Raw genomic sequence first — 12,362 nt, 5'->3', positions numbered from 1 at the left:
TCAAGAGACCGGACGCCGCGCCCGCAGCGCCTGCGCCAGCGTCCCCTCGTCGAGATAATCGAGCTCGCCCCCCACCGGCAGACCATGCGCAAGCTGCGTCAGCCGCACCGGATAGCCCTCCAGCCGCTCGGCGAGATAATGCGCCGTCGTTTGCCCCTCCAGCGTCGCGTTCATCGCCAGCACCACCTCGTCGATGCCGCCCGCCGCGACGCGCGCCACCAGCGCGTCGATGCTCAGATCCTGCGGCCGCACGCCTTCCAGCGCCGACAGGCGGCCGCCCAGCACATGATATTTGCCGGGAAACAGCCGCGACTTGTCGAGCGCCCAAAGGTCCGACACTTCCTCGACCACGCACAGGCTGCGTGGGTCGCGGCGCGGATCGGCGCAGATCGCGCAGGGGTCGCTGGTATCGACATTGCCGCAGATGCCGCACGTCACCAGCCGCTCGGACACCGTCTGGAGCGCCGCGAGCAAGGGCGCGAAACTGCTCTCGCGTTTTTTCATCAGATGCAGCACCGCGCGCCGCGCCGACCGCGGGCCAAGGCCGGGGAGCCGGGCGAGTTGCTGAACGAGGGCTTCGATTTCGGTAGACGCCATGCGGCGGTGGTAATGGGTGTGCAAGATATGCACAACATTCCCCGTGTTCCTGCGAAGGCAGGAACCCATCTCCGGACGGTGCAAGTTGGAACCGGCGGAGATAGGCCCCTGCCTTCGCAGGGGCACTGGAGCTTGATGGGCTTGAATGTCGCGCCTGCCTCCTCCAAAGGCGCTGCCCATGCGCATTGCCTTCATGGGAACGCCGCCCTTTGCGGTGCCGACGCTCGCCGCGCTCCACGCGGCGGGGCATGAGATCGTGGCGGTTTACACCCAGCCGCCGCGCCCGGCGCAGCGCGGCAAGAAGCTCCAGCAGAGCGCGGTCCACCTCTGGGCGGAGGCGCACGGCCTGCCCGTCCGCACGCCGAAGAGCCTGCGGACCGAAGAGGCGCAGGCCGAGTTCGCCGCGCTCGACCTCGATGTCGCGGTGGTCGCCGCCTATGGCCTCATTCTGCCGCAGGCGATCCTCGAGAGCCCACGCGAAGGCTGCCTCAACGTCCATGGCTCGATCCTGCCGCGCTGGCGCGGCGCGGCGCCCGTGCAGCGCGCGATTCTGGCGGGCGATACCGAAACGGGCGTCACCATCATGCAGATGGATGCCGGGCTCGACACCGGCGGTATGCGGCTGATCGGCCGCACGCCGGTCGCGGGCAAGACCGCGGGCGAATTGACCGACGAACTCGCCGCAATGGGCGCGGCGCTGATGGTCGAGGTGCTGGCCGACCTGTCCGCCTGTCCGCCCGTGCCGCAGCCGGATGACGGCGCCACCTATGCCGCCAAGATCGACAAGAGCGAGGCCCGGCTCGATTTTCTGGTCAGCGCGCCCCAGACCGAACGCCAGATTCGCGCGTTCAACCCGGTGCCCGGCGCCTTTTTCGAGCTGGAGGGCGAGCGATACAAGATCCTCGCGGCCGATGTCGTGCATCCCGCCGACACCGTCGCCGGCGCCGCGCCCGGCGTCACGCTCGACGATGCGCTGACCATCGCCTGCAACCCCGGCGCGATCCGCGCCACCCGGGTGCAGCGCGCGGGCAAGCCGGCGATGGACGCCGCCGAACTGCTGCGCGGTCGGCCCATAACTGCGGGGACGCGGCTGGCATGACCCGCTTCGCCCTCACCATCGAATATGACGGCCGCCCCTTCATGGGCTGGCAGCGCCAGTCGCATGGCCCCAGCGTCCAGCAAGCGATCGAGGAAGCCGTCACGCGCATCACCGCCGAAACGGCGCCCGTTCACGGCGCCGGGCGCACCGACGCCGGGGTGCATGCGATCGCGATGCGCGCGCATGTCGACATCGAAAAGGCGATCCAGCCCTTTCGCCTGATGGAAGCGCTGAACGCCCAGCTTCGCCCCGCGCCGGTGGCGATCCTTGCGTGCGAGACGGTCGCCGACGACTGGCACGCGCGCTTTTCGTGCGTCGGCCGCGCCTATGAATATCGCATCGTCAACCGCCGCGCGCCGCTGACCTGGGACAAGGGGCTCGCCTGGCAATTTGCGAAGCCGCTGGATGCCGAAGCGATGCACGGCGCGGCACAGGCGCTGGTGGGACGGCACGATTTCACCACCTTCCGCTCGGTGCATTGCCAGGCCGAAAGCGCGGTGAAGACGCTCGACCGCCTGTCGGTCAGCCGCCATGGCGACGAAATCGTCATCGAAGCCGCGGCGCGCAGCTTTCTGCATCATCAGGTTCGATCGATGGTCGGCTGCCTCACCCTCGTCGGCGAAGGCAAATGGTCGACGCGCGATTTGAAGGCCGCGCTCGATGCCGCCGACCGGCAGGCGCTCGGCCTCAACGCACCGCCCGACGGCCTCTATTTCATCGAAGCAAAATATCCCTGACCCACGAAAAAGGGCGGCCCTTGCGGACCGCCCTCTTCACGTCTCGGCAGAACGGCTCAGAGCGCCTTTTCGGCGTAATAGAGCGGCGCATGTTCGTTGAGGATCTGAAGGATCTTCGCCTGCGCGGTCTTTTCGTCGCTTTCTTCCATCGCGGCGAGTTCGCGCGCGAGGCGGCTCGACGCCGCTTCGAAGATCTGACGCTCCGAATAGCTCTGTTCGGGCTGATCGTCGGCGCGGAACAGGTCGCGGGTCACTTCGGCGATCGACACGAGGTCGCCCGAGTTGATCTTCGCTTCATATTCCTGGGCGCGGCGCGACCACATGGTGCGCTTTACCTTCGGCTTCGTGGTCAGGACCTGAAGCGCTTCCTTCAGCGTCTTGTCCGACGACAGCTTGCGCATCCCCACGCCCTCGGCCTTGTTGGTCGGGACGCGCAGGGTCATTTTTTCCTTTTCGAAGCGCAGGACATAAAGTTCGAGCTGCATGCCGGCGATTTCCGACTTTTGCAGTTCAATGACGCGCCCCACGCCATGTTTGGGATAAACGACATAGTCACCGACTTCAAAGACGAGCGTGTTTGCGGACATGCAGGTTCCTTTCATTTGCCCCGTCGGGACCGGAAAAGCGCGAAAAGGCCGGGTACGTCCGCCCTCGTCGGAGGGGGATCGAAGCAAGGCGGTCGGCGCTAGCCAGTCAAAGTGACAAGGGATATGGCTCCATCAGGACGCCGCAGGGTGCCTTTCCGGCGATGGAAAGAGGCAAGCTGTCGACGCGTTGATATTTATTATATCAGATTCGCAACAAAATTGCCACCCCCGCACGGAAATCCGCGGGTCGGCGGCTTGACGCCCCCCGAAACGCGTTTCACCTTGAGACGGAAACACAGATGGGGATGCCAAGATGAAAGATCAAATCTGGTGGGTTACAGGGGCTTCGTCGGGTATCGGCGCGGCGCTGGCGCGCGGCCTTGCGGCGCGCGGCGCGCGGCTGATTCTGTCGGGCCGCAACGTGGCTGCGCTCGAAGCGGTGGCAACGGATTGCGGCGCGGGCACGATGATCCTGCCCTTCGAGGCGACCGACTATGACGCGATTCCCGGGCTTGTCGAACGCGCCTGGGCCTGGGGCGGCCGCATCGACGGTCTCGTCAACAATGCCGGAATTTCGCAGCGCAGTCTGGCGGTCGAAACCGATTTTGCGGTCTATCAAAAGATCATCGCGGTCGACCTGCTTGCGCCGATTGCCCTCACCCAGGCGCTGCTTCCGCGCATGATCGCGGCCGGCGGCGGTCAGATCATCGCCATATCGAGCGTCGCGGGAGTCGCCGGCGTGCCGCTGCGCAGCGCCTATTCGGCGGCCAAGCACGGCATCATCGGCTATCATGACAGCGTCCGCGCCGAAAATGAGCATCTGGGGTTGAAGGTGCTGGTGGTCGAACCCGGATCGGTGCGCACCAACGTCAGCCGCAACGCGCTCAACGCCGACGGCAGCGTCCGCGGCGCGAGCGATGCGGCGATCGACAACGGCCTGTCGCCCGACGATGCTGCGGCACAGATGCTCGCTGCAGTCGATGCCGGAACGCGCGAACTGGTGGTCGCCGAAGGCGCCGAAGCCGCCATCGCCGCCCTGCGCCGCAGCGACCCGAACGCGCTGTTCGACCGGATGAGCGCCATGGTGCAGGCGGGCTATGCCAAGCAGATGGAGGCGCAGCGCTAAATCAGATACTTCGTCATTGCGAGCGAAGCGAAGCAATTACGAGGCAAAAGAAAAAGGCCCCGCCGGATCGCGCCGGCGGGGCCATTCTTTCACCCTGACGGCCGCGATGCTTACATCGCGTGTCCCGCCAGCGCCGCGAGCAGCAGCAGCGCGACGATGTTGGTGATCTTGATCATCGGGTTCACGGCCGGACCCGCGGTATCCTTGTAGGGATCGCCGACCGTATCGCCCGTCACGGCCGCCTTATGGGCTTCGCTGCCCTTGCCGCCGTGGTTGCCGTCCTCGATATATTTCTTGGCATTGTCCCACGCGCCGCCGCCCGAGGTCATCGAGAGGGCGACGAACAGGCCGCCGACGATCACGCCGAGCAGCAGGGCGCCGAGCGCGGCAAAGCCGTTCTCCTGACCCGCAACCGCCGAGATCACGAAATAGACGACGATCGGCGCCAGCACCGGCAGCAGCGAGGGGATGATCATCTCCTTGATCGCCGCCTTGGTGACGAGGTCGACCGTGCGCGCATAATTCGGCTTCGACGTGCCCGCCATGATGCCGGGATCGCCCGCGAACTGATCGCGCACATCCTTCACCACGTCACCCGCCGCGCGGCCGACGGCGGTCATGCCCATCGCACCGAAGAGGTACGGGAGCAGCGCACCGAGCAGCAGCCCGACGATGACATAGGGGTTTTCGAGGCTGAAATTGACCGTCAGGCTCGGGAAGAATTCCCGAAGGTCGGTCGTATAGGCCGCGAACAGCACCAGCGCGGCGAGGCCCGCCGAACCGATGGCGTAACCCTTGGTCACCGCCTTGGTGGTGTTGCCGACGGCGTCGAGCAGGTCAGTCTTTTCGCGCACGCTGTCGTCCAGCCCCGCCATTTCGGCGATGCCGCCCGCATTGTCCGTCACCGGGCCATAAGCGTCGAGCGCGACGACCATGCCGGCGAGCGCCAGCATCGCAGTCGCAGCATAGGCAATGCCGATCAGCCCCGCGAGTTGATAGGCGATGATGATGCCCGCAACGATGACCAGCGTCGGCAGCGCGGTGGCTTCGAGGCTGATCGCGAGGCCCTGGATCACGTTCGTGCCATGGCCCGTTTCCGAGGCCTTGGCGATCGACCGCACCGGACGGAAGCCCGTGCCGGTATAATATTCGGTGATCCAGATGATCAGGCCGGTGATGACCAGACCGAGCAGCGAGCAATAGAAAAGATCGCGCCCGGTAAAGTCGGTGCCGGTGACCGCCGTTTCCATCCCGCCCAGCGCGTGGCTGGTCGCGAACCAGATCGCCGGGACCGCGAGGATCGCCGAAACCAGGAAGCCTTTGTACATCGCGCCCATGACATTGTTCGACCCGCCGAGGCGGACGAAATAGGTGCCGATGATCGAGGTGATGATGCACACCCCGCCGATCAGCAGCGGCAGCGACATCAGGCCGGGCAGCAGATCGCCAGCCCCTTTCAGCAGCAGCGCGGTCAACACCATGGTGGCGCCGACGGTGACGACGTAGGTTTCGAAAAGGTCGGCCGCCATGCCCGCGCAGTCGCCGACATTGTCACCGACGTTATCGGCGATGACCGCGGGGTTGCGCGGATCATCCTCGGGGATGCCCGCTTCGACCTTGCCGACCAGGTCGGCGCCGACGTCGGCGGCCTTGGTAAAGATGCCGCCGCCAAGACGCGCGAAGATCGAAATCAGCGAGGCGCCGAAGGCCAGCGCGACGAGCCCGTCGACGACCGTGCGGTCGTCGCCGCCCACCGTCTTGCCCATCTGGACCGTCAGCACCCAATAAAATACCGCAATCGCAAGCAGCGCGAGCCCGGCGACGAGAAGGCCGGTGATGGCACCAGCGCGAAAGGCGAGCGTCAGCCCGGCCTGCAGCCCCTTTTGCGCAGCGGCCGCGGTGCGGACGTTCGCGCGTACCGAAATATTCATGCCGATGAATCCGGCGACACCGGACAGGACGGCGCCGATGACGAAACCCGTCCCCGAGACGGGTCCGAGTGCCCCCGCGACGATCACCGCCACGACGACGCCGACGATGGCGATGGTGCTGTATTGCCGTTTCAGATAAGCCTGCGCGCCTTCCTGGATGGCGGCGGCGATTTCCTGCATCTTGTCATTCCCCGCCGAGGCGCCGAGCACCTGCCGCGAGGTAATGAACCCATAGAGCACGGCCAATAGGCCGCACGCTATCGCGATCAAAACCGGATTCATGCGTGTCTGTTCCTTCCCCAATGAAGGGGGCGGACACAGGATAGCTGTCGAACGTCCGACTTATTGATGCCGGTTCGCTCTCTCCCCTGATGCGACCGCCCCAAATTCTGGACGCCGCGTTATGGGAAGAAACCTCGCCCTTTGGCAAGCCCGGTTTTTTCGCCCTTTTCCGCGCCTAGTGCGCGAAACCGAGACGCTCCGGCAGCGCGACGCGCTGCGCCCGGTGCGTCAGCAGCAATCCGGCGCCGACGGCGGCATGGCCGATCGCCGTGACGGCGACGCCTTCGGCGGCCGCATGCGCCCGGATTGCATCGGCTTGCCCCGGGTCTGCCGCGAAGAGCAATTGATAATCGTCGCCTGCCGTTGCCGCAGCGAGCCGCGTGTCGAGAACGTCGGGACGCACCGCAAGCAGCGCCGCCGACAGCGGCACCGCCTCCAGAATCAGCGCGATCTGGCAATCGCTTGCCGCCGCCATTCGCTCGGTGTCGATCAGCAGGCCGTCGGAAACATCCATCATCGCATGGACATGCGGCGCGAGCGCAGCGCCCAGCGCCAGTTGCGGCAAGGGCCGTGCATAGGCGGCCATGCAGGTTGCGCCCGGTTCGATCTCGCCGAGCCGCATCGCCAGGCCGACGCCCGCGTTGCCGATCGTCCCCGTCACCCAGATCTGATCGCCCGGCCTTACTCCGCTGCGCGCCGGCGCTCCCGTCGCGGGCGCTCGGCCGATCGCGGTCAGGCCGAAACTGCGCGGCGCCCCGGCGGGTGGGCGCACCGTGTCGCCGCCGAGCAACGGCACGTCGAACCGGCGCAGCACATCGTCCATCCCCGCGACAAAGGCGGCGTCCCACGCCGCATCGCCCGACAGGCTATAGCCGAGCAGCACACCGAGCGGCGCCGCGCCCTTCGCCGCGAGATCCGACAGATTCACCGCAACCAGTTTCCATGCAATGTCCTGCGGCGTGTCATCGGGCAGGAAATGGACGCCCTCGACGATCATGTCGTGCGTCAACACAAGATCGCCGAGCAGCGCCGTATCATCGGCCAGCCCGCGCGCCGCAGGATCGGTCGCGATCGTGCGCAGACGCGCGATGAAATCGGCTTCGCTCAACGCAATTCCTCTTCCGTTCGCCCTGAGCTTGTCGAAGGGCCGTTCTTCCTCGACCTATACCAGAAAAATGCGGTCCTTCGACAAGCTCAGGACAAGCGGCTCTCTGGAAGCGTCAATCGGAAGAACGCACATCCTTGCCGATCGCATCGAGCAGGCCGTTGGCAAAGCCCGCCTCGCGGCCGTCGAAAAAGGCTTTGGCGACATCGACATATTCGCTCACCACCGCGCCCACCGGCACATCGCCGCGCGCGATCAGTTCATAGGCGCCGGCACGCAATATCGCCTTCATCGTGCGGTCGAGCCGGTCCATCGTCCACCCGCTTGCCAACCGCGCCGTGATCGCCGCGTCGACCTCTTCCGCCCGCGCCAGCGCGCCCTTCACGATATCGTCGAAGAAGGGAACGTCGGCTTCGGCATATTCGGCGTCCTCGATGATCGCGCCGATGCGGTGCTGGTGGAATTCGTGGATCAGCTGCGCCACCGGGGTGCCTTCCATCTCGTGCTGATAGAGCGCCTGGACGGCGGCAAGGCGGGCGGCGGAGCGGGATTGGGCGCGTTTGTTCATGGCTTTTCGTTTCAGTTGAGGCGCTGGCTGACCGACAGCGCATGCGCGGGAAGTCCCTCGGCACCGGCAAGCGCGACCGCTGCGGGTCCGATGGCCGCGAGGCTCGCTTCGTCGAGCGCCAGGAAGCTGGTGCGTTTCATGAAGTCCGTGACCGAAAGCCCGCTCGAAAAACGGGCGCGGCGGCCGGTCGGGAGGACGTGGTTGGGCCCGGCGACATAGTCGCCGATCGCCTCGGGCGTCTGACGGCCAAGGAAGACCGAACCCGCATGGCGCACGCGCGCGAACAGCGCGTCGGCCTCGGCGGGATCGACCGCGAGTTCCAGATGTTCGGGCGCCAGCCGGTCGCAGAGCGCGATCGCGTCGGTCAGGTTCGGCACGACGATGATCGCGCCATTGTCGGCCCAGCTCGCCTGCATCGTCGCCGCGGTGCTCAGCGTCGGGATGATCGCGGCGACCGCGTCGGCGACCGCATCGGCAAAGGCGCTATCGTCGGTGAACAGGATCGACTGGCTCGTCGGGTCATGTTCGGCCTGGCTCAAAAGGTCGGCGGCGATGACGTGCGGCGCGTTGCGGTTGTCGGCGACGACGACGATCTCGCTCGGCCCCGCGACCATGTCGATCCCTACGACGCCGTAAAGCTGGCGCTTCGCCTCGGCCACCCAGGCGTTGCCGGGGCCGGTGACGACATCGACCGGCGCGATCCGGCCGGTGCCATGGGCGAGCGCCGCGATCGCCTGCGCGCCGCCGACCCGCCAGATTTCGTCTACTCCGCCGATATGCGCCGCCGCCATCACGACGGGATTGGTTTCGCCACCCGGCGTCGGCGTGACCATCACGATCCGCTCGACCCCCGCGACCTTGGCGGGCAGGATGTTCATCAGCACCGACGACGGATAGGCCGCGCGGCCGCCGGGGACATAGACGCCCGCGGCATCGACCGCACGCCAGCGCGCGCCGAGCCGGGCGCCGGCGGCATCGCGATAATCGCGGTCCTCGGGCAATTGCGCGGCGTGATAGGCCCGGATGCGCGTCGCCGCGAGATCGAGCGCGCTCCGCAATTCGGGTGCCAGCGCGGCATAGGCCGCGGCACAATCCTCGGCGGTGATGCGCCATCCGCTGCTGTCGAGGTCGAAGCGATCGAAGCGCGCGGTATAATCGGTCAGCGCCGCGTCGCCTTCGGCCTTTACGCGCGCGATGATCGCCGCGACATCGGCCGACACGTCCGACGCACTCTCGCGCCGGTCGTCGACCAGCGCATCGAACGCGGCGGCAAAGCCGGGGTCGGAGGCGTCAAGCCGCCGCATCGCCGACGGCCTCGCGGAATTTCTCGACCAGCGCCGGCACCTCGGCCGAGCGCAGCTTGAACGCCGCGCGATTGACGATGAGCCGCGCCGAAACCTCGCTGATGATCGTCTGTTCGGCGAGCGCGTTTTCGACCAGCGTCCGCCCCGTCGACACAAGGTCGACAATGTGCGACGCCAGCCCCAGCTTCGGCGCAATCTCCATCGCACCGTTCAGCTTGATGCACTCGGCCTGGATCCCCTGCCCTTCGAACCAGCGGCGCGTCGTCGCGGGATATTTGGTAGCGACGCGGATATGGCTCTCGCCCAGCCCCGGCGGCGCGCTGCCCTCCGGCCCGGCGAGCGACAGGCGGCAATGACCGATGCCGAGGTCGACCGGCGCATAGAGCTCCGAATAGTCGAACTCGTCGACGACGTCCGACCCCACGATGCCGAGCTGCGCCGCACCGTGCGCCACGAAGGTCGCGACATCGAAGGCGCGCACGCGGATCAGCGAGATATGCGGCTGGTTCGTCCCGAACACGAGCGCGCGGCTCTTCTTGTCGAAGAAGTCGGCGGCCGGCTCAATGCCCACGCGAGCGAGCAGCGGCAGCGCCTCGTCGAGGATGCGTCCCTTGGGGATGGCAAAGATGATCGGTTCGGGCATAAGCGAGGGCGCACATAAGCGCCAGCGGGAGAAAGGGCAATGAGCGAGCGGTACAAGTTCGTCGACATGAACGAAACCGGACCCGGCGCCGTCCGCACCGCTTTTGCCAATCAGGTCGCCTATTGCCGCGCGGCCGAAGCGCCGATCACGGCGCGCATCGTCGCCGCCGTCGCGACGCTCCTCGACCGGCCCGAAACCGGCTTCGCACGCCGCATCGCGGACTGGCCCGGCGCACCGCTTGCCGACGCGCTGCCGCTGCGCGCCGCCGGCGGCCTCCACGCGCTGCACCTCTCGGGCGTCGCCGACGATCTCGCGCCGATCTATGCCGACGCCGAGGACATCAACGATGCCGCCATCGTGGCGAGCGTGGTGCGACGGCACGAGGCGGCGCTGCTGCCATGGCTCGACGGCCCGCCGCAGACCAACGAGGCGGGCCGGTCGGCCAATTTCATCGCCGCAATGCTGTGGCTCGCCGATCAGGGCCTTCCTGCGCGTTTCGAATGCCTGGAAATCGGGTCGAGCGCGGGGATCAACCTGATGCTCGACCGCTATCTTTACGACCTCGGCGGCGTTCAGGTCGGCCCCCAGCCCGGCGTCATGGCCTTCACCCCCGACTGGCAGGGCCGCCATCCGCCGCAGCATGCGATCGAAATCGCATCGACAAAGGGATGCGATGTCGCCCCGGTCGATCTGACCGATCCGGCGCAGGCGCTGCGCCTCAAAGCCTTCGTCTGGCCCGAACATGCCATTCGCTTCGCGCGAATCGAGGCGGCAATCGCTGCCGCCGAAGCGCGGCCGCCCGACCTTGTCCGCATGACCGCGGCCGATTTCGTCGAACAGGAATTGGCGAAACCGCAGGCCGCGGGGACGACGCGCCTGCTGATGCACTCGATCGTCTGGCAATATGTCCCCGCCGACGAACAGGCGCGCATCACCGCCGCGATGGAAGCGGCGCGCGCGCGCGCGACCGCCGACCGGCCGCTCGCCTGGGTCGCGCTCGAGGCGAATCGCACCGTTCACGGCCACGAACTTGTCGTGCGCCACTGGCCGGGCGGCGCGGCGCCGGTGATGCTGGCGCGCGCGCACCCGCATGGCGCGTGGATCGAGTGGTTGGTGTAACCCCGCACTTTCCGTAAACGTAAAGTGATTGCGCGCGCCGCCACGACGCGATAGGCATATGCTATGTTTTTCGGCTTCCTCGACGAGCTTCGCGCCGCGGGCATTCCCGCCAGCCTGAAAGAGCATCTGATGCTGCTGGAGGCGCTCGACCGCGAGGTGATCGATCGCAGTCCCGAACAATTTTATTATCTCAGCCGCGCCATCTATGTGAAGGACGAAGGGCTGCTCGACCGCTTCGATCAGGTCTTCAACAAGGTCTTCAAGGGGCTGCTCACCGATTACGGCCAGAACCCCGTCGACATCCCCGAGGAATGGCTGAAGGCCGTTGCCGAGAAATATCTGACGCCCGAGGAGATGGAGGCGATCAAGTCGCTCGGCGACTGGGACGAGATCATGGAGACGCTGAAGAAGCGGCTCGAAGAACAGCAGAAACGCCACCAGGGCGGCAACAAGTGGATCGGCACCGGCGGCACATCGCCCTTCGGCAATTCGGGCTATAATCCCGAAGGCGTGCGGATCGGCGGCGAAAGCAAGCACAAGCGCGCGCTGAAGGTTTGGGAAAAGCGCGAGTTCGCCAATCTCGACAACACCAAGGAACTCGGCACCCGCAACATCAAGATCGCGCTGCGCCGCCTGCGCAAATTCGCGCGCGAGGGGGCCGCCGACGAACTCGATATTCCCGGCACGATCGAAGGGACCGCGCGGCAGGGCTGGCTCGACATCCGCATGCGTCCCGAACGGCGCAATGCGGTCAAGCTGCTGCTTTTCCTCGACGTCGGCGGATCGATGGACCCGTTCATCAAGCTGTGCGAGGAATTGTTCAGCGCCGCGACGAGCGAATTCAAGAATCTCGAATTCTTCTATTTCCACAATTGCCCCTATGAAGGCGTGTGGAAGGACAACAAGCGCCGCTGGTCCGAACGCACGCCGATGTGGGATATCCTCCACAAATATGGCCATGATTATAAGCTGGTCTTCGTCGGCGATGCCTCGATGAGCGCCTATGAAATCACCCATCCGGGCGGCAGCGTCGAACATTTCAACGAAGAATCGGGCGCGGTGTGGATGCAGCGCATGACGCACGTCTATCCCGCCGCCGTGTGGCTGAACCCCGTTCCTTCGGCGCAATGGGGCTACACCCAGTCGGTGAAGCTGATCAAACAGTTGATGAACGACCGCATGTACCCGCTGACACTGGCGGGGCTCGACGACGCGATGCGCGAGTTGACGCGCAAGCATTGAGCCACGGTTTTCATTAATCGTC

12 protein-coding genes are annotated in these 12,362 nt (G+C 66.2%); 5 read left to right on the top strand and 7 right to left on the bottom strand.

Annotation, left to right across the window (positions count from 1 at the left end; genetic code table 11):
- Nucleotides 1-597: a recombination mediator RecR gene (recR, locus tag STE01S_RS09350; RefSeq protein ID WP_062767246.1), complete on the bottom strand. Its 597-nt coding sequence runs from the start codon at nt 595-597 to the stop codon at nt 1-3.
- Nucleotides 598-775: 178 nt separating this feature from the next.
- Between recR and fmt the strand changes: the two genes are divergently transcribed.
- Together fmt and truA are read left to right on the top strand one after the other, a co-directional pair.
- Nucleotides 776-1,696 (top strand): methionyl-tRNA formyltransferase, encoded by a 921-nt coding sequence (fmt, locus tag STE01S_RS09345; RefSeq protein WP_062767244.1) that lies wholly within the window; start codon nt 776-778, stop codon nt 1,694-1,696.
- On the top strand, nt 1,693-2,433 hold the full coding sequence (truA, locus tag STE01S_RS09340; protein WP_062767242.1) for a tRNA pseudouridine(38-40) synthase TruA: 741 nt from the start codon (nt 1,693-1,695) through the stop codon (nt 2,431-2,433). Before fmt ends, truA begins: the two co-directional genes overlap by 4 nt.
- Nucleotides 2,434-2,489: 56 nt before the next feature.
- On the opposite strand, the gene STE01S_RS09335 is transcribed toward truA, so the two are convergent.
- On the bottom strand, nt 2,490-3,020 hold the full coding sequence (locus tag STE01S_RS09335; protein ID WP_003039510.1) for a CarD family transcriptional regulator: 531 nt from the start codon (nt 3,018-3,020) through the stop codon (nt 2,490-2,492).
- Nucleotides 3,021-3,333: 313 nt separating this feature from the next.
- Here STE01S_RS09335 and STE01S_RS09330 point away from each other — a divergent pair, with 313 nt between their 5' ends.
- Nucleotides 3,334-4,146: an SDR family NAD(P)-dependent oxidoreductase gene (locus tag STE01S_RS09330; protein WP_062767240.1), complete on the top strand. Its 813-nt coding sequence runs from the start codon at nt 3,334-3,336 to the stop codon at nt 4,144-4,146.
- Between the two features lie 110 nt (nt 4,147-4,256).
- On the opposite strand, the gene STE01S_RS09325 is transcribed toward STE01S_RS09330, so the two are convergent.
- From STE01S_RS09325 to hisG, 5 genes are all read right to left on the bottom strand, one after another.
- Nucleotides 4,257-6,359, bottom strand: a complete 2,103-nt coding sequence (locus STE01S_RS09325) for a sodium-translocating pyrophosphatase (protein ID WP_003039517.1) — start codon at nt 6,357-6,359, stop codon at nt 4,257-4,259.
- Between the two features lie 175 nt (nt 6,360-6,534).
- The gene (gene thiL / locus STE01S_RS09320; RefSeq protein WP_062767238.1) at nt 6,535-7,467 is read right to left on the bottom strand and encodes a thiamine-phosphate kinase; all 933 of its coding nucleotides are present in this window, start codon (nt 7,465-7,467) and stop codon (nt 6,535-6,537) included.
- A 112-nt stretch (nt 7,468-7,579) separates the two neighbouring features.
- Complete coding sequence (gene nusB, locus STE01S_RS09315; protein WP_003039523.1) at nt 7,580-8,032, bottom strand: transcription antitermination factor NusB; 453 nt, start codon at nt 8,030-8,032, stop codon at nt 7,580-7,582.
- An 11-nt stretch (nt 8,033-8,043) separates the two neighbouring features.
- Nucleotides 8,044-9,336 (bottom strand): histidinol dehydrogenase, encoded by a 1,293-nt coding sequence (gene hisD, locus STE01S_RS09310; protein ID WP_062767236.1) that lies wholly within the window; start codon nt 9,334-9,336, stop codon nt 8,044-8,046.
- Nucleotides 9,323-9,979, bottom strand: a complete 657-nt coding sequence (hisG, locus tag STE01S_RS09305) for an ATP phosphoribosyltransferase (RefSeq protein WP_062767234.1) — start codon at nt 9,977-9,979, stop codon at nt 9,323-9,325. Before hisG ends, hisD begins: the two co-directional genes overlap by 14 nt.
- A gap of 39 nt (nt 9,980-10,018) precedes the next feature.
- Here hisG and STE01S_RS09300 point away from each other — a divergent pair, with 39 nt between their 5' ends.
- Nucleotides 10,019-11,098: a DUF2332 domain-containing protein gene (locus tag STE01S_RS09300; protein WP_062767232.1), complete on the top strand. Its 1,080-nt coding sequence runs from the start codon at nt 10,019-10,021 to the stop codon at nt 11,096-11,098.
- Nucleotides 11,099-11,161: 63 nt separating this feature from the next.
- A complete protein-coding gene (locus STE01S_RS09295) occupies nt 11,162-12,340 on the top strand; it encodes a vWA domain-containing protein (RefSeq protein WP_003039536.1) in 1,179 nt (392 codons plus the stop codon).
- The last annotated feature ends 22 nt before the right edge of the window (nt 12,341-12,362 follow it).

The organism is Sphingopyxis terrae subsp. terrae NBRC 15098 (assembly GCF_001598815.1).
Lineage (GTDB): Bacteria > Pseudomonadota > Alphaproteobacteria > Sphingomonadales > Sphingomonadaceae > Sphingopyxis > Sphingopyxis terrae.
The sequence above is the reverse complement of the archived record's forward strand: the minus strand, read 5'-3'. Positions and strand labels throughout refer to the sequence as shown.